The sequence below is a fragment of the Vibrio sp. 10N.261.55.C5 genome (genome assembly GCF_041470505.1).
Lineage (GTDB): Bacteria > Pseudomonadota > Gammaproteobacteria > Enterobacterales > Vibrionaceae > Vibrio > Vibrio crassostreae_C.
Window position 1 is genome coordinate 1 of sequence record NZ_JBFRMS010000009.1, and the last position, 26,839, is coordinate 26,839.

Annotated in this window: 26 protein-coding genes and 2 pseudogenes; 15 read left to right on the forward strand and 13 right to left on the reverse strand. The window is 44.1% G+C overall.

Annotated elements, in window-relative coordinates:
- The 3 genes and pseudogenes from AB4263_RS02520 to dcuC all read left to right on the forward strand — a co-directional run.
- Positions 1 to 183 (forward strand): annotated as a pseudogene (locus tag AB4263_RS02520) (hypothetical protein); the annotation flags it as partial.
- Positions 176 to 681 (forward strand): annotated as a pseudogene (locus tag AB4263_RS02525) (hypothetical protein). The pseudogenes AB4263_RS02520 and AB4263_RS02525, both read left to right, overlap by 8 nt.
- A 465-nt stretch (positions 682 to 1,146) precedes the next feature.
- On the forward strand, positions 1,147 to 2,514 hold the full coding sequence (gene dcuC, locus AB4263_RS02530; RefSeq protein ID WP_017062608.1) for an anaerobic C4-dicarboxylate transporter DcuC: 1,368 nt from the start codon (positions 1,147 to 1,149) through the stop codon (positions 2,512 to 2,514).
- 202 nt (positions 2,515 to 2,716) lie between these two features.
- Here dcuC and AB4263_RS02535 read toward each other — a convergent pair whose 3' ends face one another.
- Both AB4263_RS02535 and narQ read right to left on the reverse strand, forming a co-directional pair.
- Positions 2,717 to 3,349: a response regulator gene (locus AB4263_RS02535; protein ID WP_017062609.1), complete on the reverse strand. Its 633-nt coding sequence runs from the start codon at positions 3,347 to 3,349 to the stop codon at positions 2,717 to 2,719.
- Positions 3,336 to 5,066 (reverse strand): nitrate/nitrite two-component system sensor histidine kinase NarQ, encoded by a 1,731-nt coding sequence (narQ, locus tag AB4263_RS02540; protein ID WP_372097371.1) that lies wholly within the window; start codon positions 5,064 to 5,066, stop codon positions 3,336 to 3,338. Before narQ ends, AB4263_RS02535 begins: the two co-directional genes overlap by 14 nt.
- Before the next feature lie 253 nt (positions 5,067 to 5,319).
- Between narQ and napF the strand changes: the two genes are divergently transcribed.
- From napF to AB4263_RS02570, 6 genes are all read left to right on the forward strand, one after another.
- Entirely contained in the window at positions 5,320 to 5,799 is a 480-nt protein-coding gene (gene napF, locus AB4263_RS02545; RefSeq protein WP_017062611.1) for a ferredoxin-type protein NapF, read from the forward strand.
- A 23-nt stretch (positions 5,800 to 5,822) separates the two neighbouring features.
- The gene (locus AB4263_RS02550; RefSeq protein ID WP_017062612.1) at positions 5,823 to 6,128 is read left to right on the forward strand and encodes a chaperone NapD; all 306 of its coding nucleotides are present in this window, start codon (positions 5,823 to 5,825) and stop codon (positions 6,126 to 6,128) included.
- The gene (gene napA, locus AB4263_RS02555; RefSeq protein ID WP_372097373.1) at positions 6,125 to 8,614 is read left to right on the forward strand and encodes a periplasmic nitrate reductase subunit alpha; all 2,490 of its coding nucleotides are present in this window, start codon (positions 6,125 to 6,127) and stop codon (positions 8,612 to 8,614) included. Before AB4263_RS02550 ends, napA begins: the two co-directional genes overlap by 4 nt.
- Before the next feature lie 109 nt (positions 8,615 to 8,723).
- Positions 8,724 to 9,179 (forward strand): nitrate reductase cytochrome c-type subunit, encoded by a 456-nt coding sequence (locus AB4263_RS02560; protein ID WP_008219291.1) that lies wholly within the window; start codon positions 8,724 to 8,726, stop codon positions 9,177 to 9,179.
- Positions 9,180 to 9,208: 29 nt separating this feature from the next.
- Positions 9,209 to 9,787: a NapC/NirT family cytochrome c gene (locus AB4263_RS02565; RefSeq protein ID WP_017069144.1), complete on the forward strand. Its 579-nt coding sequence runs from the start codon at positions 9,209 to 9,211 to the stop codon at positions 9,785 to 9,787.
- An 11-nt stretch (positions 9,788 to 9,798) separates the two neighbouring features.
- A complete protein-coding gene (locus tag AB4263_RS02570) occupies positions 9,799 to 9,936 on the forward strand; it encodes a TIGR02808 family protein (protein ID WP_372055221.1) in 138 nt (45 codons plus the stop codon).
- A 437-nt stretch (positions 9,937 to 10,373) separates the two neighbouring features.
- Here AB4263_RS02570 and AB4263_RS02575 read toward each other — a convergent pair whose 3' ends face one another.
- A complete protein-coding gene (locus tag AB4263_RS02575) occupies positions 10,374 to 11,057 on the reverse strand; it encodes an SH3 domain-containing protein (RefSeq protein WP_372097375.1) in 684 nt (227 codons plus the stop codon).
- A gap of 96 nt (positions 11,058 to 11,153) precedes the next feature.
- Here AB4263_RS02575 and AB4263_RS02580 point away from each other — a divergent pair, with 96 nt between their 5' ends.
- Entirely contained in the window at positions 11,154 to 11,729 is a 576-nt protein-coding gene (locus tag AB4263_RS02580) for a hypothetical protein (RefSeq protein WP_372097377.1), read from the forward strand.
- Between the two features lie 269 nt (positions 11,730 to 11,998).
- Positions 11,999 to 12,241: a hypothetical protein gene (locus AB4263_RS02585; protein WP_372097379.1), complete on the forward strand. Its 243-nt coding sequence runs from the start codon at positions 11,999 to 12,001 to the stop codon at positions 12,239 to 12,241.
- 169 nt (positions 12,242 to 12,410) lie between these two features.
- Here AB4263_RS02585 and AB4263_RS02590 read toward each other — a convergent pair whose 3' ends face one another.
- Positions 12,411 to 12,869, reverse strand: a complete 459-nt coding sequence (locus AB4263_RS02590) for an Lrp/AsnC family transcriptional regulator (protein WP_017062622.1) — start codon at positions 12,867 to 12,869, stop codon at positions 12,411 to 12,413.
- A 149-nt stretch (positions 12,870 to 13,018) separates the two neighbouring features.
- On the opposite strand from AB4263_RS02590, the gene AB4263_RS02595 reads away from it, so the two are divergent.
- Together AB4263_RS02595 and AB4263_RS02600 are read left to right on the forward strand one after the other, a co-directional pair.
- Positions 13,019 to 13,948: a DMT family transporter gene (locus tag AB4263_RS02595; protein ID WP_017064490.1), complete on the forward strand. Its 930-nt coding sequence runs from the start codon at positions 13,019 to 13,021 to the stop codon at positions 13,946 to 13,948.
- A gap of 158 nt (positions 13,949 to 14,106) precedes the next feature.
- Positions 14,107 to 14,571, forward strand: coding sequence for a hypothetical protein (locus AB4263_RS02600; RefSeq protein ID WP_017062624.1), 465 nt, complete (start codon positions 14,107 to 14,109; stop codon positions 14,569 to 14,571).
- Positions 14,572 to 14,619: 48 nt separating this feature from the next.
- Here the strand turns inward: AB4263_RS02600 and AB4263_RS02605 are convergent, their stop codons facing one another.
- The 6 genes from AB4263_RS02605 to AB4263_RS02630 all read right to left on the reverse strand — a co-directional run bounded on the left by AB4263_RS02605 (position 14,620) and on the right by AB4263_RS02630 (position 18,981).
- Complete coding sequence (locus tag AB4263_RS02605; RefSeq protein ID WP_372097381.1) at positions 14,620 to 15,993, reverse strand: sensor histidine kinase; 1,374 nt, start codon at positions 15,991 to 15,993, stop codon at positions 14,620 to 14,622.
- Positions 15,994 to 16,059: 66 nt separating this feature from the next.
- The gene (locus AB4263_RS02610; RefSeq protein WP_017067448.1) at positions 16,060 to 16,791 is read right to left on the reverse strand and encodes a response regulator transcription factor; all 732 of its coding nucleotides are present in this window, start codon (positions 16,789 to 16,791) and stop codon (positions 16,060 to 16,062) included.
- Positions 16,792 to 16,872: 81 nt separating this feature from the next.
- Positions 16,873 to 17,553, reverse strand: a complete 681-nt coding sequence (locus AB4263_RS02615; RefSeq protein ID WP_372097383.1) for a spondin domain-containing protein — start codon at positions 17,551 to 17,553, stop codon at positions 16,873 to 16,875.
- Positions 17,554 to 17,562: 9 nt separating this feature from the next.
- Complete coding sequence (locus AB4263_RS02620) at positions 17,563 to 18,240, reverse strand: spondin domain-containing protein (RefSeq protein WP_372097385.1); 678 nt, start codon at positions 18,238 to 18,240, stop codon at positions 17,563 to 17,565.
- Positions 18,233 to 18,373, reverse strand: coding sequence for a hypothetical protein (locus AB4263_RS02625; protein ID WP_017067451.1), 141 nt, complete (start codon positions 18,371 to 18,373; stop codon positions 18,233 to 18,235). The genes AB4263_RS02620 and AB4263_RS02625 overlap by 8 nt, the downstream gene beginning before the upstream one ends.
- Positions 18,374 to 18,639: 266 nt before the next feature.
- Positions 18,640 to 18,981 carry a YggL family protein gene (locus AB4263_RS02630; RefSeq protein WP_017062629.1) on the reverse strand — a complete coding sequence of 114 codons (342 nt, stop codon included), beginning with the start codon at positions 18,979 to 18,981 and terminating at the stop codon, positions 18,640 to 18,642.
- Between the two features lie 254 nt (positions 18,982 to 19,235).
- On the opposite strand from AB4263_RS02630, the gene AB4263_RS02635 reads away from it, so the two are divergent.
- Positions 19,236 to 21,263, forward strand: a complete 2,028-nt coding sequence (locus AB4263_RS02635; protein WP_372097387.1) for a PhoX family phosphatase — start codon at positions 19,236 to 19,238, stop codon at positions 21,261 to 21,263.
- Positions 21,264 to 21,519: 256 nt separating this feature from the next.
- Here the strand turns inward: AB4263_RS02635 and AB4263_RS02640 are convergent, their stop codons facing one another.
- The 3 genes from AB4263_RS02640 to AB4263_RS02650 form a co-directional block, all read right to left on the reverse strand.
- A complete protein-coding gene (locus AB4263_RS02640; RefSeq protein WP_017064486.1) occupies positions 21,520 to 22,140 on the reverse strand; it encodes a LysE family translocator in 621 nt (206 codons plus the stop codon).
- A 164-nt stretch (positions 22,141 to 22,304) separates the two neighbouring features.
- Positions 22,305 to 23,591 (reverse strand): DEAD/DEAH box helicase, encoded by a 1,287-nt coding sequence (locus AB4263_RS02645; protein WP_372097389.1) that lies wholly within the window; start codon positions 23,589 to 23,591, stop codon positions 22,305 to 22,307.
- A gap of 182 nt (positions 23,592 to 23,773) precedes the next feature.
- Positions 23,774 to 24,757 (reverse strand): GTP-binding protein, encoded by a 984-nt coding sequence (locus AB4263_RS02650; RefSeq protein ID WP_017069160.1) that lies wholly within the window; start codon positions 24,755 to 24,757, stop codon positions 23,774 to 23,776.
- 552 nt (positions 24,758 to 25,309) lie between these two features.
- Between AB4263_RS02650 and clcA the strand changes: the two genes are divergently transcribed.
- Entirely contained in the window at positions 25,310 to 26,716 is a 1,407-nt protein-coding gene (gene clcA, locus AB4263_RS02655) for a H(+)/Cl(-) exchange transporter ClcA (protein WP_102320762.1), read from the forward strand.
- The last annotated feature ends 123 nt before the right edge of the window (positions 26,717 to 26,839 follow it).

Consider the following 26,839-nt stretch of genomic DNA (forward strand, 5'->3'; position numbering starts at 1 on the left):
TAATTACGCAACAAAGCCCAACAAAGCCCATTTTATCTCTTGTAAAATCGAATCCGACGAGTTCACTTTTAATGAGTTATTCAACGTGACGCTTTACGAATATAAGGGAAAAAAATCATCATCGATAATTCAGGAAAATCTCTGAGCTTCCCAAGTGAATTTAAAGGAGTGACTTGTGAATAAAGAAAAACAGATCTTCGTTGCAATCGCCATAATCGGTATTATGGCCGGATGGATGACAACCTTTATTCCTCAAAGTTATCTTAAAGGTCATTATTTATCCAACACAGCCTCGGTGGTCAACCCACAAGAAAAAGTCATTTATAATCAAGCTGCCGTTAATATCGAGTTTAAGAAGAATAACAGCTATGAATTGTTATATGTCTCTACGAAAGAAGCTGGCTTTGCGTCGTCAGGTACTTACGTGGTAACCCAACACGACATTTCTTTAGACGAGACTCAACATGAACAAATCATACCAAATAGAGAGCTCACATTTTACGAAAAGGTGATGATCAGTGAAGGTGCAGTGCTTTCTTCAGATACCATGGCTTATATCCCACTAAATAATGATGAATTATTATTGGTCACTCAGCGCGGAATGATTCACTTCTGTAAAAAGTGATATGCGCCGACCTGGCCACTTACTCGAATGCAGATCCTGAATTGAACATTAACTAATCGTTTAACTATCAACTATTTCGGTCAGTAGCTGTACTTAAGCCAATACGTTAGGAGCTATGCATTTCCACATCAATTCAACTCTCGCTGAAGCCTACTTAACTTTCCATTCCCAGTAGGCATCAGTTCATAAATTAATCCGATATCATGTAAAAATACACACTTCTTTTTAGTTCTGCACGTTAGGCTCCAAAAGTCATAGATTTATAAATCCACACCTTTGTATACAACTCCTCACTATAAAGGTGATCCAAGTTATATTCTATTGAGATAGATAATTTGTTTATTAACATCTAAACAACAGTAGTTATTCACGATTTACAACCACAATTAACATCGAAAAAAATGTTTGTCTTAGATCATATCAACCTCAACTATGCCTCGTGCCACAGTGCAGTTTTCTGTACATTCATTGTCATATTCTGAAACACTTTCTTATATTTTTTAAACTTTGTGGAGATTTCTATGTTAGAGCTCTTGATCGGATTAGTGATTACTATTGCTGTTGGTTACTTTATTGTAAAAGGCTATAAAGCGGCGGGTGTATTACTAACTGCTGGCCTTGCCCTACTTCTTATCACCGGCCTTATTGGTCACACAGTCTTACCAGCTAAGGTAGCTTCAACAGGTAACATGGTTACCGACTCACTAGAATTTGTTAAATACATGCTTCAGTACCGCGGGGGCGGCCTAGGCATGCAAATCATGCTTCTTTGTGGTTTTGCTTCTTACATGACGCACATTGGTGCTAACAACGTGGTAGTGAAACAGTTCTCTAAACCGCTTGCTGCGATCAAATCTCCCTATGTACTTCTTGTTGCGGCTTACATCGTAGCGTGTCTGATGTCTCTAGCAGTAAGTTCTGCAACGGGTCTTGGTGTGCTATTGATGGCAACCCTATTCCCAATGATGACGGCAATGGGTATTTCTCGCCCAGCGGCAGTTGCAGTTTGTGCGTCACCTGCAGCCATCATTCTTTCACCAACGTCTGGTGATGTGGTTATCGCGGCAGAAAAATCAGGCATGTCTCTTGATGTGTTTGCTGTTCAAACGGTACTGCCTGTTTCTATCTGTGCGATCATCGTGATGGCGGGTGCGGCTTTCTTCTGGAACAAATACCTAGATAAGAAAGAAAACACACCAATGGAAAAAGTAGACGTTTCTGAAATCGAAACAACGGCGCCGGCTTTCTACGCTGCACTTCCATTCCTACCTATCATCGGCGTTTTCCTATTCAACGGTCGTACGATTCCAGGGCTTTCACTTGATATCTACACTATTGTGGTAGGTTCTATCTTCGTAGGCGCAGTTATCGATTACGTTGTTAAGAAGTTTGACGGCGAGAAAACACTAGAAGATCTAGACTCTTGCTACCAAGGCATGGCTGACGCGTTCAAAGGCGTGGTAATGCTGTTGGTTGCGGCGGGCGTATTTGCTCAAGGTCTAATGTCTATCGGTGCAATTGATAACCTAATCGGTCTTGCCGAATCTGCAGGCGCAGGCGGTATCGCATTGATGCTTATCCTCACAGGTCTAACGGTTGCTGCGGCAATTGCGACAGGTTCAGGTAATGCACCTTTCTATGCATTCGTAGAACTGGCTCCATCATTAGCGGCGAAAATGGGCTTGAACCCAGCGTTCCTAATCATCCCAATGCTTCAAGCATCGAACCTAGGTCGTACAATTTCACCAGTATCTGGCGTAATCGTAGCGACTTCTGGTATGGGTAAAATCAGCCCATTTGAAGTCGTAAAACGTACGTCTGTACCCGTAATCTGTGGTCTTATTACGGTTATCTTCGGTACGCTTGTATTGGTTCCAATGTCGGCGTAAGCCTTAAGTTCCTAATCTCAAAGAGCGAAGAACAAACGAACACCAATACTGAATATAAAATGCGTAAACAAAAAGGCGCTGAACTTAATAAGTTCAGCGCCTTTTTTAATGTCACTTTCTCAACATCGTTAAAACTATCGAGACATGTACAAAATGTATAAACAGTCAGGCTTGAAATAGTGTTATCTCAAAGGAACAAGCCCTACTTCATTTCACCATAGCGTTCTAGATACAGAACCGTTGCAGCGGTACGGGAAGGCACTTGCAGCTTTTTCAACAAGCTTTTCATATGTACCTTAACTGTCGATTCAGAAATAAACAGGTGATCGGCGATCTGCTTATTACGGTAACCTTTCGCGACTTCTTGAAGGATCTGCATTTCACGTTCAGTCAGTTGTTCGAAGATATCATTGCGGCTTCCAGCATCATTTAGGTAACGAGCAACCACACTGCTGTAAGCCTTGTCACCGCTGTGTGCTTGCTTAAGCAGTTCAATTAACTCATCGGGTTCAGTGTCTTTCAACAAGTAGCCATCAGCGCCTGCTTTTACAATCGCTTCAATGTCTGCAGGGCTATCAGAAACCGTTAGAATAACAATGTTTGCGCTAGAACCGTCAGTGCGAAGTGCTTTCAAGGTATCTAAACCAGACATGCCCTTCATATTGAGATCCAAAAGGATCAAATCAGGTTCTTCTTCATGAGCAAGAGCAACCGCTTCAGTGCCGTTACTTGCTTCTGCAATCACTTCGAATTCGTCTTCAAAGCTCAGTAATTGGCTTATACCTCTGCGCATCAATGGATGATCATCAACCAGCATTACTTTACAAATCGTCAACTTTAACTTCCTTCAAACTTTTATATTTCAATATGACTGTACAGCCTTCACCTTGCGCCGCTTCAATCGTCAAGTCGCCATTCAGTCTTGCCGCACGCTCCTGCATAATGCTCATCCCGTAGTGGTTCACCTTGGAACTACTTGAGTCAAAGCCATCTCCATTATCTTTTATCACGACTAATACTTCACCGTCCTCATCGATACAGCATACATATATCAAGTCGGCATTGGCGTGTTTTATTGCATTTATTGTTGCTTCACGAATCAATTGAAGCAAGTGAACCTGACTATGCGCATCAAGCTCGATCGATGAGAGATTATTAGTGAGGTTAATCTTCGCATCGGTTCTCTCGCTGAGCGCCTCAAGCATGGTACTTAAGGCGTCTCCAAAGTTGCCCTCTTTAATGGTCAACCTAAATGTGGTGAGTAGCTCTCTTAACTGGGTATAAGCGTCGGCTAAGCCGTTTCCGATCTCAGACGCGATTTGTTCAGATTGCTCTCGGTGCTGTTGCTCTGGCAGTTTGCCAATCACACGCTTTAATAGTGTAACTTGAATTTTCAAGTACGACAGTGATTGAGCCAATGAATCGTGGAGTTCACGTGCAATCGTGGCACGCTCTTCCATGATAATAAGCTGTTCAGCTTTCTTTTGAGCACGATTGTAGTAGATCGCTCTCGATAGCAGTTGAATGAAGCTTTCGATCAGAGCTTTAGTTGAGTGCCCGTGGTGATATGAACAGTATAAATAGCCGAGAATAAGTTCGTTATCGTCGAGTTTCATCTCAAACTTTTCGTAGTCTAAATTCGAATCGTAACCTTCATCCATAATCAATGAACGGCCTGAGTTATCGACAATCTCGAGCCTCAGTGATCCAATCCCTTCCAAGCTCACGAGATGCTGCAAGATAGCTCGGAAGTTTTCAGGAGCAATACGCGTCACCGTGAGCTCTTGTGACGAGTTATAAAGTGCCTGCAGCGACTGGTTCGCATTTTGCAGCTCAATCGTCTTTGCATCCACCACATCTTCAAGGTTTCGATAAAGCACGCCTAAATCTTTGGCCATCGAGTTGAAGGTTTTGGTCAAAATGCCCATTTCGTTGTTACTGGTCACCTTGAGTTCTACCTCGAAGTCGCTGTTTTTGATTCTTTGGCTCGCACCGACAAGAGCATGTAGCGGTTTAACAACCTGTTTACGTACAAAGTGAACAACAAAAAGAGATATGACCAGAATCCCACCAAGGCCGATACCACCAGCCCACGCTAACTTTATTAACTTGTCTTCAGAGAACTCTTGCAGCTTATAAACGAAGCCATCGATTTCAGCCACGAAGTTTTCAACCAACACGAGATAGTGATCGCGCTCTTCGCTATTCAAGACCTGTTTTAGCTCATGCCAACGGCCGATAATTAAATAGTAATCTTCTGTGATGTCTGTCGGAACATTCCAACTGACCAAATTAGTCATGGATGGCGAGTAAAGAGAACTTTCGAATTCACGAATATGAGATTCATAATCGACAGATTCTATTTGAATATCATGGGCTAAACGGTAGCTTTGCATTCGCATTGAACCGGCCACGTTAACCGCTTCCGCATCATTCAAACTTGAAGCCAAAGTAAAGATGGCAAAGCCAGTCGTAGCAACCGACAACAGCAGTATAGAGAGCAAAGATTTTGCTATCGTACTTGTTACAGATGAAACCGGTTTTATAAGCAAAAGTGCCTTCCTATTGATAAATGACTTGCCAGCGATATCGTATTGTCACACATCAAAAATCATAGCTCCATTCAATATGTGATCACTCGCTCCGTAATTTATTGATCTAAGACAATATATGCCCCCAATTAGCCCTTAGGGGGTATTTATACAATTGTTTCTAAAACTACACTACTTGTGAGGACTCATTACAAGATATTAATAGAATAATGACCTACAATTACAACATCTTAGTAACATCTATAGGTATCTAGTGGTAGATCTATCAAAACGCCGTCTTTTTTCAAGACGAAAAGTTGACTCAAGCCAGATTCGTTTGCCTTGGATTGACAGCCTAGAAAGCTTTACAGATGACTGTACTCGCTGCGGTAAATGCATCGAGAGTTGTGAGACTAAGATAATCATTGTAGGCGATGGTGGTTTTCCCACTGTAGATTTCTCTATTGATGAGTGTACGTTCTGCTATCAATGTGCAGATGTTTGTCCCGAACCCATTTTTAAGCCAAAGCAAGGAGAGCCTTGGCAAGCAAAAGCACAAATCTCTGATAAGTGTTTAGCGCAACAAAATGTTGAATGCCGAAGCTGTGGTGACATGTGTGAACCTATGGCCATTCAATTTGAACTTAGAGCAGGCAGTGTTGCTCTACCAAAAATCGAGTTAGATGAGTGTAGCGGTTGTGGGGCCTGCGTAGCAATTTGCCCTACTTCGGCTATTCTTGTGAGTAATGCATAAAACAAAAATAACGAGAGCAATTTATGGCACTAAATGAAGTGCATATATCAAGTTTAGTCGTGCATGTGAGCCCTGAGCATCTAAATGAGATCAAAGCGGAGATCGATCAATTCGATAACGCTGAAATCTACGGAGATAGCCCTGAAGGCAAAATCATCGTGGTCCTAGAAACTGAAAACCAAGGTTTTGTAACGGACACCATCGAAGCAATAAACAACATTAAGAACGTTTTGGGGACAGCTTTGGTTTATCACCAAATCGAAACTGGACTCGACGAAACGGATTTAGAAACTGGAAGTAACAATTCTCAACTTGAGGGTGAAGTATGAAAATGACAAGACGTGCGTTTGTGAAAGCAAACGCAGCTGCATCAGCGGCAGCCGTTGCAGGTGTAACACTACCGGCAACAGCAACCAACCTGATCGCTAGCTCTGATCAAACAAAAATCACGTGGGATAAAGCGCCTTGTCGTTTTTGTGGTACGGGCTGTTCAGTACTAGTAGGTACTCAAAACGGTAAAGTGGTTGCGACTCAAGGCGATCCAGAAGCTCCTGTAAACAAAGGCCTTAACTGTATTAAAGGCTACTTCCTTTCAAAAATCATGTACGGTAAAGACCGTCTTGAGACTCCTCTACTTCGCATGAAAGACGGTGAGTTCCATAAAGATGGTGATTTCGCACCCGTATCTTGGGACAAAGCGTTCGACGTGATGGCTGAGAAATGGAAAGCTTCACTGAAGAAGAACGGTCCAACAGGTGTTGGTATGTTCGGTTCAGGCCAATGGACAGTAATGGAAGGCTACGCAGCCGTTAAGATGATGAAAGCGGGTTTCCGTTCAAACAACATAGATCCAAACGCTCGTCACTGTATGGCTTCTGCTGTAGTAGGCTTCATGCGCACTTTCGGTATTGATGAGCCAATGGGTTGTTACGATGACTTTGAACACGCAGACGCATTCGTACTGTGGGGTTCAAACATGGCAGAAATGCACCCAGTACTATGGACTCGTATTACAGACCGTCGTCTAAGCCACCCACACGTTAAAGTAAACGTACTGTCTACTTACTACCACCGTTCTTTCGAGCTTGCAGACACGGGTTACATCTTCGAACCTCAATCAGATCTAGCAATTGCTAACTTCATTGCTAACTACATCATTCAAAACGATGCCGTTAACTGGGACTTCGTGAACAAGCACACGAACTTCAAGCAAGCAACGACAGACATCGGTTACGGTCTGCGTGACGATGATCCACTACAGAAAGCAGCCGCAAACCCTAACTCAGGCGAAATGACTGCTATCTCTTTCGAAGACTACAAAGCGTCTGTTGCTGAATACACAGTTGAGAAAGCGTCTGAAATGTCAGGTGTACCTCAAGAAGACCTTATCAAGCTGGCTAAGCAATATGCCGATCCAAACATCAAAGTAATGTCACTTTGGACTATGGGTATGAACCAACATACTCGTGGCGTATGGATGAACAGCCTTGTGTACAACATCCACCTTCTTACAGGTAAGATTTCTACTCCAGGTAACAGCCCATTCTCACTAACTGGCCAACCGTCAGCGTGTGGTACAGCGCGTGAAGTTGGTACATTCGCTCACCGTTTACCTGCCGATATGGTGGTTGCTAACCCTAAACACCGTAAAATTGCAGAAGATATCTGGAAACTTCCAGAAGGCACCATTCCACCGGTACCCGGCGCTCACGCTGTTCTTCAAGACCGTATGTTGAAAGACGGTAAAATCAACGCTTACTGGGTAATGTGTAACAACAACATGCAAGCGGGTCCAAACATCAACACTGAACGTCTGCCAGGTTACCGTAACCCAGATAACTTCATTGTATGTTCTGACCCGTACCCAACGGCAACAGCTCAAGCGGCTGACCTCATCCTTCCAACAGCAATGTGGATTGAGAAAGAAGGCGCTTACGGTAACGCAGAGCGTCGTACACAAGCATGGTACCAACAAGTGAAAACTGTAGGTGAAGCTAAGTCTGACCTATGGCAAATCATGGAATTCTCTAAGCGCTTCACTATTGAAGAAGTTTGGGGTGAAGAACTGGTTGCGAAAATGCCTGAGTACCGTGGCAAAACCATGTACGACGTGCTTTACAAAAACGGCAACGTTGATGCATTCCCACTGTCTGAAGCTCAAGAGCTTAACGACGATGCACAAGCTCAAGGTTTCTACGTTCAAAAAGGTCTATTCGAAGAATACGCAGCCTTTGGTCGCGGCCACGGTCACGATTTAGCACCATACGATCGCTACCACCAAGTTCGTGGTCTACGTTGGCCTGTTGTTGACGGTAAAGAGACACTATGGCGCTTTAAAGAAGGTTCAGATCCATATGCTAAGAAAGGTTCTGATTGGGACTTCTACGGCAAACCAGATGGTAAAGCACTGATCATCAATGCACCATACGAAGCGCCACCTGAAGTACCAAACGATGAATACGATATGTGGCTATGTACAGGTCGTGTTCTTGAGCACTGGCACACAGGTACTATGACTCGTCGTGTACCAGAACTTTACAAAGCAGTACCGGATGCACTTTGTTACATCCACCCTGCTGATGCTAAAGCTCGTGGTCTTCGCCGTGGTGATGAAGTTCTTATCGAAAACAAACGTGGTGAAGTTCGTGTGCGTGTTGAAACTCGCGGCCGTAACCGTCCACCACAGGGCTTGGTATTCGTACCATTCTTTGATGCAAGAATTCTGATCAACAAGTTGATCTTGGATGCAACGGATCCTCTGTCTAAACAGACAGACTACAAGAAGTGTCCAGTTAAGATCACTAAAGTTGCTTAAGCCCTAGGCTTAGAGAAACGATCTTAAGTATTTAATATTGCGACTACTTTTTCATCCTTTTGAAGAAGTAGTCCTCTCAAAGAATTAGCCTTTAGGCGGAGAAATTAACATGAAAAAACTGATTACTGCCCTACTATCAGCCGGTCTTTTGCTAGCTGGCGTAGCTCAAGCTGAGCTGGATAACCCTGGCGGCATTGGTGGCGTAGAGTCTTTACGTGGTGTAAGTGAGCTTGAAGCAACACGAGCAGCTGACGACTTCAAAAAGTACCCTCGCGACCAAGTGCTTGAGAGCGATTACGTATACCAGCCACCATTGGTACCTCACAATATCCGTAGCTACGAAGTCTCTCTGAACGCAAACAAATGTCTGTCTTGCCACAGCTGGAAAAATGCGAAAGAGATGGGTGCGACAAAAATTAGTGTTACTCACTACATGAACCGTGAAGATGCAGTACTTGCTGACGTTTCACCTCGTCGTTACTTCTGTCTGCAGTGTCACGTTCCTCAAGCTAATGCGAAACCATTAGTAGAGAACGAGTTCAAACCTGTTGACTCACTACGCTAATCTTAGCCGTATTGTAGAGAGGCTATTATATGAAATTATTAAAAGCGTTTTGGAAAAGACTTGCGACACCAAGCAAAGCAGCCGTAGGCGTTGTTTTGTTCTTGGGTTTCTCGGGTGGTCTTTTGTTCTGGGGTGCATTCAACACGGGTATGGAGGCAACCAACACGGAAGAATTCTGTTCTGGCTGTCACGCACCTATCGTTGCTGAAATCCAAGAGACAATTCACTACTCTAACCGTTCTGGTGTTCGTGCAATCTGTTCAGACTGTCACGTACCGCATGAGTGGACTGATAAAATCGTTCGTAAAGTTCAAGCATCAAAAGAGCTATACGCTCACTTTATTGCTAAGACAATTGATACGCCTGAGAAATTCAAAGAGCGTCGTCATCACTTAGCTGAGCGCGAATGGGCTCGTTTGAAGAAGAACGATTCACTTGAGTGTCGTAACTGTCACCAGTTTGATTACATGGACTTCTCAGAGCAGAGCCCCCGTAGTGCGAAACAACACTCGACTGCGCTAGCTTCTGGTGAAAAAACGTGTGTAGACTGTCACAAAGGTATTGCACACAAACTACCAGACATGCACGGCGTTGAAGGCTGGCAATAAGGAGCGATTGAATGAGTACTTTAGAAAGCGTAATTTGGCACATCCTAGGTTACAGCGCTATGCCAGTTATCATTCTTGGTGGCTTTGCAGCTGTTGCAGCCGTATCTCTTTGGATTTTATCTATGGGTAAAGACAAAGAAATCGATTAACAATCGAGATTCCATCAACTTCTACCAGATAATTCTGATATGAGTTGATACGAAAAAGCCACTGATTTCAGTGGCTTTTTTTATTGTCTGGTGCTTCGTATTTCGACTGTTAAGGTATTCCTACTGTTAAGTAAGAGGCAAAACGTTAAGCTTGGTTTTCCGAAGCTTCTGGATCGACGTTCTCTTTATCGACATCTTCCTTATCAAGAATCGGCAGCACCTGCTTTACGGAATCCCGACAACAATACTCTCATACCATAAAAACTGTAGATCCATTGTTTAAACGGAATAGCCAGATACTGCTTATATCGGATTAAATATAATGAGGTGCCAATAAAGAAGCCCACTCTGCGATAAAGTAAGATTTCAAAAATTTTACTTATGAACGGTAACCCTAAAGAATATTAATACGTCCAACACTTAAAATGGGGCGATTTTTACTTCGTAAATATTTCATTTGTATTTACATCAAGATAAATTTTGTTTTCAAGGGACAACCCACCACAATAAATAAAATAGACATCTCTGTGACTGTACTTAACAGATTTCACCCATCCGCCTAATTCTTCAAAATCACTTGGGGCACACTCCCCCTCAGAGATCAGTTTAGCCACCGAATTACGGAATTTTTCTTGATGGATCTTGAGGTCATCAGACTTAACCAAATAGGAATCCAATATCTCTTTGCTTTCTTTTTCCGAAATAATGACTTCATCATTCGATAAGCCTGACATAGAGACCCATTCCGCCGTCTGTGGGCCGCCATCTTTAAGGACAATATAGTCTGAGATACGAGCCCATTCTCCCTGTTTCTCGAGTACCTCCACCTTTTCCCCTTTGTAGAGGTAATCCGTTATCAAGCCATCAATTTCAGGTTGCTCGACCACTTCTAGCTTTCTCTCCAAAACGTAAAATTCCGTCTGCTCTGGTTCAGGCTGAAGATCCATGATGGGTACGAGGTCAGATTCAGATTGCTCGGTAGCTTCTAACGCCGGCTCTTCCGTTTTCTCTTGTGGGATTGGGTCTTTATTCATGACTAAGAAGTAGTATGCCGCTCCTCCCCCTCCGCCCAATATCAACAACACAAGTAAAGCGATCAGCGCTTTTTTCATCAAATCCACCAGCTCTTCCGTTATAGGTATGTCTCAAGTGTACATCAACTCATGCTGCTGCTCATCTATACTCTCAATAGAGCGCACGGTAAGTAGAGGAAAGTCATGAGTTTTTGGGGGAAAGTTATCATTGTAAGCGTAACTTTGAGTGCCAATGTCGCTCTAGCGAATCATTGTGACCGTGAAAACTGGCAAACACTGTTGGATCGTCAGCTCTCTTTTGAAGGTCGCTATAGTCAGTACACCAAAGAGTTCAACCAAGTTCTTTCAACCTATGAGTCACAGACATTGTTATCTAAACACTTTAATGAAAAGCAGATCATTGAGCTTTGGGCAAAGTACGAAGAAAGGTTTAATGTGCAGCTCAATAGTCATATGAATACCGCGTATGACGTCTCCGACGTTTTGCTACAACAGGCGTATTTTGTGTCTAGTGAACTTGAAGGCGCTGACTCTCTAGCGTATTCATGGCAAGCCGTCGCCAAACACTGCACCAAAGCAAAACTCCCACGCCAGGCAGAAAGCGCGCAGGTGCACGTCCAAAGCTCACAATCACTCTCCCGAGATCTCCATACACTCAGTGAAAAATTCCGTCAGCTGTCTTCAAAATACCGCAGAGAAGCGACGATGATTGACGAAGCCCGCCACATAAACCAACCAGCAAACGGTGCATCAAACTGAAATCACCATTAGATTCTCTCACTCGTTCGACTGGACTTTTCCGATAAATATGCTCAATCCCATTCATAATATTCTAAGAACTCGTTAATCAAAGCTTTATCAATAGGTTGTGAAAGTAATGTGCTATCTATCAACAATGAAGTTCAATTTCCGACCAATGCAAGCGAGTATGTGAGATATTCATCACAAAATAGATTTACAAACGCCAGAAAATTGTTATCATGAATCTTCATATAACTTAATAACAAGAAACATTTTGGCTAGGTAATATGCAAAAGACTATGGCTTCCAACTGCTTGAGTAACACGGAATGGACTGCAGAGATAAGAGGTAAACTTTTATCTGTAGCTAAACACATGGAAGAGTTCGGTTCAGTAAGTGAGCTAGAGCTATGTAAGATATTTGGAGAGACAATTTGGAATGACGGCGTGGATTATCATTCACATGCTTTTTCATTCAGAATTAATGCACAAACTGGGGATTGTTCAATCTCTAACTTTAAGTATCACTAAGTTTTGCACCTATCATATACGGAGTACCTTTCACGAGGTGCTCCGTTTTTTATTGCCTGAAGCCTGACACTTAATGGATGATTTTTGATATTGACCGCGCTTCTACTTCAGGAGTAAACCATTTCGTTTTCAGCTCATTCTGCCTTCGTGTTACTGCTCAGAGTTTGGCTTAATCGGTATAAATTGGCAGTGGTGCATTGCCTTTTACTTGTCTTATCGCAAGGTGGGTATGAATATCTTTCACGTTAGAGAGCCTTTGAAGTTTTCTTGTAAATGCCTCGTAGGCCATCAAGTTCGGGCTAACCACTTCTAGCAAATAGTCATAAGCCCCAGATACAACGTGGCAACTGATCACCTCTTCCATCTCTACAACAGCCGCCTCAAACTTATCTATCGACACTTCTTGGTGGTTGTTTAGGCTCACCTCAACAAACACACTCATTGCGATGCCGACTTGTTCTCGTGACAAGCTCACACGATAACCGTCAATAATGCCCTTTTCTTCTAGCCTTTTGACTCGTCTTGCACAAGGCGAAGGTGATAAACCCACTTCATCAGCAAGTTCAGCCGTGGTTAACCTGCCATCTTTTTGTAGCAGTTCGAGAAGATGCCTATCAATTCTATCCATAGTAAATGCCAAACATTAGTTAAATCCGTTAATTATTTGGTGAATATTAGCAGAAATCATCAACGATAGTTCAAGTTTAGCCAAAACTTGCCAACCTGTGGCACACCAACTGTTCCATAATGAGTCATCACCCACTCTCCTTCTATATTATGAATCTTGGCTACTTATCTATTACTGTCACCCTACTCATTTGGGCGAGCTTTTTTCTTTCTCTTAAAGGCGGCGCAAATTCAGATTTAACACCTGCCGATATCGCTCTCACAAGATTTCTCATACCGGCTTTGGTGTTATTGCCTTTGATGTGGAAAGCACGCAGCGCAATTGCCGTCGTCCCTAAACGGTATCTAACGGGTATGTTCGTAGGTAGCGGATTACCTTATCTGCTTGTTGCCGGAACGGCCATGCAGTTTGTTCCGGTATCTCATGGCAGTGCTCTTGTTCCGGGCACGCTTCCTCTGTTCGTTACAGGAATTGCGGTACTCTTTTTTAAGCAGCCACTCAGCCGACATCGTGTTGTTGGTTTAGGTTTGGTTTTGCTCGGCATACTGTTGTTTTTAGGGAGTAGCTTAAGCAGCTTCAACTTCGAATACACCAAAGGTCATTTGTTGTTTTTATGCGGAAGCTTAATGTGGGCGATGTTCACCATCTCAGCCCGTGTCGCTAATCTTAATGCGTTAGTCAGTGCCGGTTTTATTTCTCTCTGTTCTACTTTGCTTTTACTCGTCCTAATCCTGACTGGAACCCTCCCAAGCCACCTAATGGACACACCAATCGCTAATTGGCCCTTCACGGAGCTTGCCGTTCATTCAACAGTGCAAGGCGTTGGGGCGGGTTTAATCGCTGCGTTCACTTACCTTTATGCGGTTAATACCTTAGGGGCTGAACGCTCTGCCGCTTTTGGCAGTGCAACACCCGCAGTGGCGACCTTGTTGGCGATCCCACTATTCAACGAGATTCCTGATGCGATGACTTGGCTCGCCCTTGGTTCTATTTGCATCGGCAGTTTGGTCGCGAGCAACATATTCATGAGAAACGACCAGTCGATGCAGTACCAACCGCCAAGCCATAGCAAAGCCTGATACTGCGTTCAAACCTAAATACAGTTCCCCTAAGCATCGATTTTAGGGCTTGTAGTACACAGATAAGCCTGCCAACGCAGGCTTATCTAAAATCTGCTTTTTCTAAACTCGCTTCTCCATTACACTGTCCGACCTTTTTGCAGATCCAAGAGAACACCATGCAACGCGACTACACCTTAAATTGCTTAATCACCATGCCTCGCCATGAACTAGAAGAATTTAGTTTAAGAATGATTCATCGCCTTGTACCTGAAGATGCAATGACGGAATTGTTTACGTTCGAGCAAGAAGAAGTCACCAGCGAAGAACGCATGCAATCAGCGAAATTTGACGCAATGCTTCGAATGACAGCTATCGCGCTTGGTGAAGTAAACCTAGCCTTCTCAGAGTCGGATAACTCGCAACAGAACATCGAGCGAATGACTCGCCTACTGCTTTGGCACTTCTACTCAATTTCTTTCAACCTTGAAGAAGCAATCGCAATCGAAGTGCACTGTGAGAAAGTAGAAAAGATCTTAAAGAACGCACCTAAAGATGCGTTTGGCTGGGTTAAAGAATTAACTGAGCTGCTTCACTTCTACGCGAAAGTGAACGAAGGCAACGAAGACAGTAAAGACGCTTAACGTTAGTTCTACGTAAGTATACATCGAGCTAAACGAAGGCAGACAGAGCTATACCGAAGGCAAATAAAAGCTTTGCTGAAAGGAGTTCTCTGCCTTTGTTGTTTCTAAAACACTATGATGTAACATCAGTATCGACTGCGCGATCTTGGTTCCTATTCCCAAAGAACCATTCGGCGCTTCCAGTTCAACCTCATTATGAATCACCACCTTCACCCGTTTGGAATCCGCTTCAAAACCAACATCTAACGACACCACAGTGCCACTTGGGCTATGCCTCAATGCATTATCTAACAGATTCAAAATCAACCTCTCAAGCAGATCACTGTCACCCACAGCCTTGATTCCAATAGGCATATTAATGTTCAACTCAACATTTTTATGGCGATATTTGCTTTGTATCGTTTCTAAGCATTCGCTCATCAGCCCATTGAAATCGATTGAAGCGTATTGATATGTGGGTACCGGGTTATCATTCTTGGCGCTATCTAACAGCGAATGGAGCTGTTCAGATAACTTGTTGCCATTGCGATATGCCACATCTATGAGTGGATCCGAATGTGGGTTTTGAATCCTCCACGTTTCTAGATACCCCAATACACTCGACAATGGCGTTTTCAAATCATGACTGAGCTGTAATAAGCTTTGTCTTCGATGTGACGACTGATATTCAAGTTGCAAAAATTGCTGTTGAATGTGCTTCGCCATCAACTGATACGAGCGTGCAATCGGCACCAATTCTGGTACTTGATGAATGAAGTTCGGGTCCAATCGAAAATCTTGCTCTGCTTGTTGTTGCAGCTTGTTGGTTACTGCTTCTATTGGGTTTAACAGGCTACGTTTAACCAATAGATAAGCCCCAACTGCAAAACCCAAGATAGAGATCAGCATGAGCCCTGCAAGTGCGATGTATGGTGTATCAACCTGAGAGTTGGTGATCACAGTATGGCGATTACTTCCTATCACCACATACAAATAACCCACCGTCGAACCTAGCTCTTCAATCGCTGCTACGGAAAACACCTTACGAGCCCCGGGATTGATCGGATCTTCCCCCAGAATGGGATAAGGCTCGTCGTTTAAAAACTGTTGAATGGGTGCTAAGTCTATCTGGTTGGCTAACACAGTGCCTTCTGGCGCAGCATGAGTCGTAATCTTGCCCTGACTGTCGAGGAAATAGATATCAAAATCTGGCCCTATCAACATCAAGGTGTGGAAAATGGATTTGAGCGCTTTAGGGTTGTAGTCTGTACCAATCATCAGAGGATTATCATCGCGCATATGAACCGCGAGCTCTTTGTGTAAGCTCTGCCTAGTTCTTTGTTCTATGGTCTCTTTTTGCCAATTATAGGTATAAGCAATCACCACACTCACGAGCAGAAACCACAAACTGGTGAACAACACTAAACGCGATTTGAAACTCATGTTCTCTCCTCGATGGCTCTTAGGTCTTACTGGCCTTTTAGTAAACTTCGGACGCGACACATAGGCCTAAGCTTTCGACTCAAACTTATAACCAACACCCCAAACGGTTTTAATGAAATCATCATCACTATTCGGCATCGCAAGCTTGGTTCTTAGACGGTTGACTGTGCTACACACGGTATGGTGATAGCCAGAGTGATGAGTATTCCAAACATGATCGAGCAGCTCGTCTTTGCTATACACACGCCCCGGGCGGGTTGCTAAGAAATGAAGTAAGGTAAACTCGGTAGCTGTCAGCGGTACGTCTTGGTTATTGAGTGACACCTGATGGCGTTCAGGTTGAATAGTGAGCACACCAAAATTCATAATCGATTCTGCTGTCACAACCTCTTGAGTCGCTGATTCGACATGGCTTAAACGGCGAAGCACGTTCCTCACTCTTGCTTGAAACTCGAGAACGCTGAAAGGTTTCGTTATGTAGTCATCAACACCGGCTTCTAAGCCTGACACCTTATCTAACTCAGCGTCTCTTGCGGTTAGCATGAGTACTGGCGTCCAATCCTCTTGCTGACGCAACATTCGACAGAAATCGAGTCCGTCACCGTCTGGTAAGCCACGATCCAGTACGATCAAATCGAAATGACCCTCTTTATAGAGCGCCTGAGCCTTTTCAATCACATTAGCTCTGATTACGTTATGCCCTTGGAACTTAAGATGCATCTGCACCAGTTCAGCCAAGTCATCATCGTCTTCAACCAACAATATGTTTGCCATCAAATTTACCGCAGCACTATTCATGATCCCTGCTCTATTCTGAGTCCGCCCACCTTTCAATTGACCGGAACAGAGCAGGAATTCTTTCATCGTGCTTTCAACCTGTTACTGAGTTCGAGTAATGGTGATTCTTGCACCGGGGTTAAGGAAACGATGATTTGCACTTAAAGTAGAAGTCGTAAGGCCATCATCTTGGCTGATTACGCCAGAGTGAAAACTCACTATATCGGTGTCGTCTCGTGTGGTATTAAAACCTTCACCACCGCCTGCTGGTCCCGGAATGGTTGCAGCAAGCTCATCGTTCAGCTCAGTTCCCGAATCCCAAACATTCATGTTCATGGTAAAGGTATCACCCACCGTTAATGACTTGAGCGATAATCCGGATTCGCCGACAAACGCATCATTGGTGTTCACCAACATGGAAGCAACTGAGATATACCCTTCTTGATTTGGGTCGACACGAATCGACACCGTGTCTTGCTCACCTGAAAGAATCAGTCCATTGCCTGAGATGCCTTGATAAACATTGGCGTCACTGTCACTGAGCGCAAGCAATTGTGCATTACTACCCCCTTCCGCCAAGTATTCCAGATCGACAGAGGCACTTTGCCCAACTTCAAACAGATCAAAATTCGTATTGTGAGTCAACACCGCGAGTGGTGACATTGGTTGATTGGGGGTGAGGTTAGTAACACTCACATCATAGCGATAGTAATCGTCGTCATCGTCCGGACAACCCGCTAACACAGCTACTGATGCAGCGATAAATAGAATTCTAGCTTTCATACATCCCCCTTACTTCACAACAATGGTGATAGTTGCAACAGGGTTTAACCATCGATGGCTACTGCTATCGAGGTCACTGATGCCGCCCGCCGCATCACCAATGTTACCTGGATGAATATGAACCTTAGCGTTTGATACTGCCGTTTCTACACCTGTGCCACCAGCGCCAAAGGTAATGAATGGAGGGTTCGGCATACTGCCCGCCAGCTCATCATTGGCTTCTGTGCCTGCGTCATAACCATTTAGAGTCGCTTTGTAGGTGCCCGCTTGAGTTGGGATCTTCCAGCTATCTAGACCAACAAAGCCGTCGTTTGTCGGCAGCAACATTGCACCCAATGATAGGTACTCTAAATCACCAGTACTGATATCAAACGTAGTTGCGACGCCTGGATTGAGGATGCCGGCCGCTGGGTTCTCAACCACCACGCCTCCCGCGTTGGCAATGACACCAGATAAACCTGAAATATCGCCACCTTCGGCCATGGACTCTAGTTCCGAAGAAGCCGTTTCACCCGTTCTAAACATGAACAAGCTTGAGTCATGAGCCGCCGCTAAGATAGGCGTAAAGTAGATCCCTTTCGTTGCATTAGTGACAGTGACTTCAAGCTCAGCAGCCTGAACTTGAGCCGCTCCGAAGGCCAATATAGCCGAGCTGATCACTAAGCTGATTTGAGTACGTTTATTCATTTTGATTCCATCCTTTATCGAGTCCTATCGTTGCCAACAAAACGAATAACAGCGATATACCGTTACCTTTGCCAGAACGAACTGTGGTGTTGTTGACTCTAAGAATGACGATCAAATCTATCAGCAACTTCATTGAATTCTCATAAAACTCTCACAAGTTTATCCAAACTTATTACTGCAAATAAAAATAGCGATAAAGTACTAATATTTAATCGAAAAATATCAATTTATCATTTACGTCAGAAGGGATAGAAAAGAAGATAAAGAATAGAAATGGAACGAATAAAACGCAAAAAGGCCGAATCGATTTAACGATTCGGCCTTTATTCTAGCGTACTGTTGTTACTCTTTCCTAAGCCGTATTTGGCCTTTCAATCGAGCTAACAACACAACATCAAATTAGAACGCGTAGTTTGCGTCAATCAGTTCGCTAACTTCCACTTTGCTTACTTCAGCACGAGCTTCAAGCCATTGAGCAACTTGCAGTTGTTCTGCTTCTGTTACTGAACGGTAGCGCTCAATTGAGCATAAGAAACCTTCAAACAGCTCAAGGCCGCCGCCACCAAAGCACAGACCGATGCTGTCGATGAAATCAATGAACTCATCAATGAACACATCGTATTGATCAAAATCAGTAATCGATGTCTTGCAGCTTACTTCAAAACCCAGAATCGCGAATTCACCTAGGTATAGCTTTTTGCGTAGGCGACGATTTTTGTTTTCGATTTTATCTAATTTCATAACTGCCTCTCTTTTCGTTTGATAAAGCATTTATACACAGTTCCACATCAATCCCCAAGAGTTTTGTATTACACAAGGGTGTTAATGGCAAAAATCGTGCTACAGAAACAAAACCTTAATCAAATCTATAAAAATCTGTCACTTAACTGCTTCACGATTAGTCACACATTGACCCAACTTATTAACCAATTAGTTAGTAGGTGGGTAAGTCATGAATAACGAATAATAAAATCAGCCAATAGGAAGCAGTAAAGATGAGCAAGGAAACATTTGATAGCACTCGTTTTAATAAGAGCAAAAACAAACCCTTCGAAGAAGTTTTAGATGCGAACCTTTCAAGAAGAAATGTTCTCAAAGGCGGTTTAGGCATCAGTGCAATGACGGCGTTTGGTGCTTTTGGTTTAGCAGGCCACAGCACAGCGCACGCGGCGACAGCATCATCTAGCGCACCGCAAAAAAGCACTGCTACACTTGCATTCGAATCGGTTAAAGGCTCACTGACAGACAGTGTCATTGTGCCAAAAGGCTATACAGCACAAGTATTGGTTCCTTGGGGTACTCCACTTAACAAGCAAGGCAATGCTTGGTTAAAAGATGGAACCAACAACGCACAAGATCAAGCAAACTCACTGGGCATGCACCACGACGGCATGCACTTCTTCCCGCTTAATGGCAACAGCAACGACGGTTTGTTGGTGATTAATCACGAATACATCGACCAAAAAGCACTGCACGCTAATGGTCCTACATACGATGAAGGCAACCGCCCTAGCCTTGATGAAGTACGTAAAGAGATCAACGCACACGGCGTGAGTGTGGTTCGTGTAAAACTTGAAGGCAACCAATGGGTGATGGTCGATAACGATCCTCTGAACCGCCGCTACACAGGCGCGACCGTAATGGATCTGTCTGGTCCTGTTGCACACAGTGAATTTACCAAAACCAAGTTCTCACAAGACGGCAGCCAAGCTCGTGGCACGTTGAACAACTGTGGTAATGGCTACACACCATGGGGCACTTACCTAACGTGTGAAGAAAACTGGCCGGGTTATTTCGTTAACAAAGGCGAGACAACACCAGCGCAAGAACGTATTGGTATCGCTACCGACAAAACACGTTACGGTTGGGACACGCTTTCTGGTGACAAACAAGAACGCCTAGACGAATTTGCTCGCTTTGACGTAACACCAACAGGTGAGTCAGCAATGGACGATTACCGTAACGAAGCACACGGTCACGGCTACATTGTTGAAATCGACCCATACACAGCAAACTCTCGCGCTAAGAAACGTTCTGCACTGGGTTGTTTCCGTCACGAAGGCTGTACGTTTGGTAAGTTGACCGAAGGCGAGCCGATCGTATTCTACTCTGGTCACGATTCTCGTTTTGAATACCTATACAAATTCGTTTCTGAAGAGAAATGGGACCCGCGTGACGCAGAGCCGAGTAATCGCCTAAGTGCGGGTGACAAGTACATGGATAAAGGCACGCTGTATGTGGCTAAGTTCAACGATGACGGTTCAGGTACGTGGCTACCACTAACGTTGGGCAGCAAGACTACAAACGGCGGCAAGCTAGGTGATTCATTTGACTCTCAAGCAGCGCTTATCATCAATACAGCGGGCGCTGCCGACCTTGTTGGTGCAACGCCAATGGATCGCCCTGAATGGTGCTCTGTTGACCCAATGACGGGTACGGCTTACCTAACGCTGACTAATAACAACAAGCGTAAAGAAGCGAACTCTGCGAACCCTCGCGTAGACAACAAGTTCGGTCATGTTATCCGTTGGGATGAAGGCAAAACGGCAGGCGAGTTCGATTGGGATATCTTCGTATTTGGTTCACCAGCAGTGGAAGACAAGTCTATTAACCGCTCTGGTCTAACAGACATGAACCAGTTCGCGAGCCCTGACGGCTTAGCGTTTGATGCTCGTGGCATCTTGTGGATTCAGACAGATAACGGCGCAGACGAAGTAACTGGCTACACCAATGACCAAATGCTGGCAGTGGTTCCATCTCAGTTAACGGATGACAACGGCAACAGTGCGGTGATTGATGCAAACAACCAAGCACAGCTTAAACGCTTCTTTGTGGGTCCAAACGGTTGTGAAGTGACTGGCTTTACCATCAGCCCAGATTTCAAGTCACTGTTTGTGAACATTCAACACCCGGCAAACTGGCCATCGTCTGAAGATGCAACCGCACAAACTCAAGGCAAAGTCCGCCCAAGAGCATCTACGGTTGTGATTCGTCGAGAAGACGGCGGTGAAATCGCGGTTTAAATATACAACGCAGGCTAAGATCAGAAACATTTCTGTTATCTAGTCTCTGTTCGCTAGCTAAGTAAAATCAAAAAGAGCGATAAGGCCAAATGCCCTATCGCTCTTTTTATATTCTATGCATTCTTCGGTTTAAGTAAGAATCCGAATTTTCAAAACTCACCGTAATCCTAAGTCGTCATCATCCCACGTACGCGTCACCCTCGAGAAGGAGGAACGACTGAGTCGGGGATCTCTGCTCGTTGTAGGCTAACCAGAATTAGCTCACGAACAACCAAACACCAACGCCCATCATCAACGTACCTGCAATGCGGTTCATCAACTTAACATTGTCGGCTTTGCCCAGCATATGCTTTAAGCTCTTTCCGCCTGTCGCGTATAAGGTCATGCAAACAAACTCAGAAACCAGAATGATTGACACGAGAATGAACAACTGCGGTGCTAAGTCTTTATTGCTGTTAATAAAAGGAGGCAGCAAAGAAATCATAAACGCCCAGCCTTTTGGGTTCGCAATTGCAGTGACAAAACCTTGAACCACCAAGTCCCAATCATTGCTGACTTTTGTTGTTTGGTTGTCAGTACTGATCGCCAGTTTGCCTCTCGAACGCCACATCTGAACGCCTAAATAAAACAGGTAACCCGCACCAACAAATTTAAAGCCCGTAAATAGCCATGGGTAATTCAACATGATCGAAGCGATACCCAATACCGCGGCAATAGAAACCACAGCGACACCAGCCAGTTCACCGATCATCATCCATAATGTACGCTTGTATCCAACACTCATTCCAAGTGTCAACGCCAAAGTCATACACATACCGGGCGTGATTGACACGAAGAAAAACGTGGGAATAAAAGCCCAAAGTAGTGCGCTATCCATATTATTACCTTATCGACTTGTTTTTATTTATTAGTTCTTGTTTCTTGATCGGGCTTGAAATGAAGCGAGGTTGAAACGAAGCAGTAATGACAATAAACAATATTGCGATCAATACAAACAAAAAGAGCCACATAACAGTGGCTCTTTTCAATCACCAACCGTAATTACTTACGACGGTTTTTAATTCGCTTCATCATAGTCAAACGACGTTCAGCGCTTGCTTGATCTTGTGGCTCTTCGTTCGCGTTGTTCTTACGACCCTGACGGTTTTTGTAAGCCGATTTAGTGTTCAGCTTCTCGATGTAAGCATCACGTTTCTTCGGTTCATAACCCGGTTGTTCAACACGACGAATGCGCTGTTGAATCAGTTTTTCAACTTGAACGACAGTCAGCTCTTCTTCGCGGTTAACGAAAGAGACAGCGTGACCTTGCTTACCTGCACGACCTGTACGGCCAATACGGTGAACATAGTCTTCTGCTAGGAAAGGCATGTCGTAGTTAATTACGTGTGGTAAGTCTTCGATATCAAGACCACGAGCCGCAACGTCGGTTGCTACCATTACACGCGCTTTACCTTCTTTAAAATCGTCTAGAGCACGACGACGAGCACTTTGCGCTTTATCACCGTGACACAGTACTGCTTTAATGCCGTCTAGCTTAAGCTCTTTAACTACATCGTTCGCTGTTTCTTTGTAGTTAACAAAAACAAGCACTTGGCGCCAGTTTTTACGACCAATCAGCTCAGAAAGCAGTTCTGTTTTACGCTCTTGATCCACTGGGTAAACCACGTGGCCGACAGTAGCAGCCGTTGAGTTTTCGCGCTCAACACTAATACGTTTTGGTTTACGCAGAATATCAACAGACAGTTGGTTTAACTGAGTAGAAGTCGTTGCAGAGAACATCATGATTTGCGGTGATGTTTCTACATCCAACATGATCTTACGAACGGCATTGATAAAGCCCATATCAAGGATACGGTCAGCTTCATCAAATACTAGAAATTCTAGGTTAGCAATAGACACGTTACCCGCTTCTAAGTGCTCTTCTAAACGGCCAGGTGTTGCAACCAAAATATCCACACCCAGTTCTAGTTGACGAACTTGTGAAGACATCTTGTTACCACCGTAAACCGCAGAAACACTTAGATCTGTGTATTTAACGTAGTCTTTAATGTTTTGAGCGATCTGCGCAGCAAGCTCACGAGTTGGAGCAAGAATAAGGCCGCGAGCCGTTCCTCTAGACGCCTTTTTACGGCTGTTCAAAAGGTGCTGAATAACAGGCAATGAAAATGCCGCTGTTTTACCCGTACCGGTTTGAGCAGTAGCAAAAATATCATGGCCTTTACGAGCCATTGGAATCGCTTTTTGTTGAATTGGAGTGAGTTTTTCATAACCACACTCAATCAACGCTTTGACTAATTCAGGAGCAAAACCTTGAGAGGAAAATGACATTGTTACGGGTTCCTTAAGCAGACAGCCTACATTCTTATTTCAGCCGAGCACTATAAAGTAATTAGAGTGATTTATCTCACATTTATCGTGATATGACGCAAACTTTCTCATTTAATCTGGTGTTTATCCCGCCTTCAACGAGGTAAACACCAAGATCCTTGGTTCAAACAGCAAAAACAGGGCTATTTGATGCCACACAGCTTGAGTAGAATCTGCTCGAGATCGCCCCATGGCATGAGCTGCGAGTCGATCACTTCCAGTCGAGATTCAAAGCCATCAAGCGTAATTTCGTTCACAGACACGACTTGATTCGCCACATTGAATGCGTAGCAACCTTGGTCGGTGTTCACGACAGCTTTTACACGCTCGGCCGTTAGATCTGACAACATAGAGAATAGCGCATCGAAGTCGAACTTATGCTCTGCGCCAAACAACCAACCACAACTGAAATAGCCCTGTCCTTTATTCTCTTTACGGATGAAAGCTTCACCAGGAGGAAGTTGGAATTGAGGCTCTTGTTCAGCGTGATCGTGATGATGCGCTTCAATATGAGATGAAGCACTGCCGTATACTCTTTCAATGTCTAACACTTCCAATGGCACTTCACCATCGTGAATTAGCTTATGGAAGACTTTTGCTGGCGTTTGATCCGTCACCCAATCATTGAACACATCGATGTCTTCAGAATGAACAAGGTCAACCTTAGTACCAAGAATCACATCTGCACTATTTAGTTGATCATTAAAATTCTGATTCGAGGTGTACTTTTCATTAGACAGATTTCGTGGGTCAACCAAACCAAGCGTCGCTTTTAAATCGACATATGGTGTGTACTGATCGGAAGTCAGTGTCGCTATAACCTGTTTAGGGTGACCAAGCCCTGTCGGCTCAATCAATAAACGGTCTGGCTTTTGGCGAAGTAAGGCATTAATACCCACTGACATAGGCACGCCCGCAGTACAGCACATGCATCCACCCGGCACTTCTTTAATCAAAGCGCCTTGATCTGTCATCAATGCACCGTCAATGCCGATTTCCCCGAATTCATTAACCAGAACAGCCCAGTTTTCATTCTCAGGTTTATTTTTTAGCAGGTTCAAGATGGCTGTCGTTTTACCAACACCCAAGAAACCCGTAATGATGTTTGTAGGAACTTTTTTAGTCATATCAGTTCTCCTTTTTAAGGGAGTATATACTCAATCACCAAAAAGTTGACCCCAATCGATTGTTTACACTGAGATTCGTTAATAGAGGTTGGCGCGAAAATAATCAGAAGAGATAAAGCAGTAGAAGCGGAATGAGGAAATGGGATGCTCCAGACGAACTAAAGGCGTACTTACTCAGTACGCCTCACCCTCGTTACTCAATCGTGAGTTCGCGAATCAGGAAGCCTTAAATATCGACCTGAACATTTAACGAGGAACTAAAACTTTGTTTCTGAATCCATCCAAATTGTGTGTAAAACCTCACTTCTCCTTGCGGTTCGTTATGTTGCTTTACGATTTAACTATGGTTCATTTTTGGGGATATTCAAGCCGCCGCCAGAGAATCGATCAAAATTGTGACGGTGATTCCACTATTGGCCATAGATTCCATTTATGTAACACGTACATTCAATAAATGAAATTCAACTTTTCAACTTTGTTGCTATAGGATATGCAGAGGAAGCGTATAATTTAATGCAACCCCGCCTTAACTCATTCAGGAAACTTATCTCTATGACCAGAAGAGAGAAAATTAAGCAGTCCTTATTAGCCAAAATGCCAAGGGATGCTATTAATCAATTTCTCTCAAGAGATAAGACCCCAGCTTCGGTTCTCTTCCTTTCTTGTATTGTGGGTGTACTTGCAGGTGTAGTGGGTACCTATTTCGAAGTTGCGGTTCATTTCATCACAGAAACCCGTACCGATTGGCTAAAAGATGAAATCGGTAGCCATCTACCACTGTGGCTTGCCGCTTTCCTTATTAGTGCTGCATTCGCCTTTATTGGCTATTTTCTCGTTCACCGCTTTGCTCCAGAAGCTGCCGGTTCAGGTATCCCTGAAATCGAAGGTGCAATGGACGGCATGCGCCCTGTTCGATGGTGGAGAGTATTACCCGTAAAATTCTTTGGCGGCATGGGCGCGTTAGGCTCTGGTATGGTTTTAGGCCGCGAAGGGCCAACCGTTCAAATGGGCGGCAGTATCGGTCGTATGGTCACAGATATCTTTCGAGTCAAAGATGATGACACTCGCCATTCACTGTTGGCTTCAGGTGCCGCTGGTGGCTTAGCCGCCGCATTCAATGCACCGCTAGCTGGCATCATGTTTGTGGTTGAGGAGATGAGACCACAGTTTCGCTACTCACTCATATCAATCAAAGCCGTCATCATCTCAGCAGTTTCGGCCAACATTGTATTTCGCTCTATCAATGGTCAATCAGCCGTTATTACAATACCTCAGTACCAGCCACCTGAACTCGACGCACTTTGGTTGTTCTTGCTGTTAGGTGTGTTGTTCGGTCTGTTCGGTGTAATTTTCAATAAGCTGATCACGCTTTCCCAAGACCTGTTTGTGGCGATACACAAGAATGACCGTAAACGCTACTTGATGACAGGTACCCTACTTGGTGGTTGCTTTGGCTTGTTGCTGCTCTATATACCTGAATTAACTGGTGGTGGTATTGGTATCATCCCGAACATCACGAATGGCAGCTACAGCGCCAATGTGTTGCTGTTGATTTTCTTAGGCCGAGTCCTCACTACCCTGCTTTGTTTCGGCTCTGGTGCGCCCGGCGGTATCTTTGCACCAATGCTTGCGCTAGGAACACTCTTTGGTTATGCGTTCGGGCTTATCGCGGCGGCATTCTTTCCTGAACTGAATATTGAACCGGGTATGTTTGCCATTGCTGGCATGGGAGCCTTATTTGCTGCCACTGTTCGAGCGCCTATCACTGGCATACTGTTGGTTATTGAAATGACCAATAACTACTACCTGATCCTGCCGTTGATCATCACCTGCTTAGGTGCGGTAATCATTGCTCAAATGTTGGGTGGGCAGCCAATTTACAGTCAACTGCTTAACCGTACGCTGAAAAACGAAAAACTAAGACAACAAGATCTCCCTCAACAAGAGAAAGTACGTTAATTACAAATGACTCATGAAACAAAAGCACACATTCAACGTGCTTAATCTCCCGATTCCGTATCAAAATCAAAAAAGCAAACGTTAAACTTGGTATCATCCACTCAAAATTAGTTGAGTGCCCTC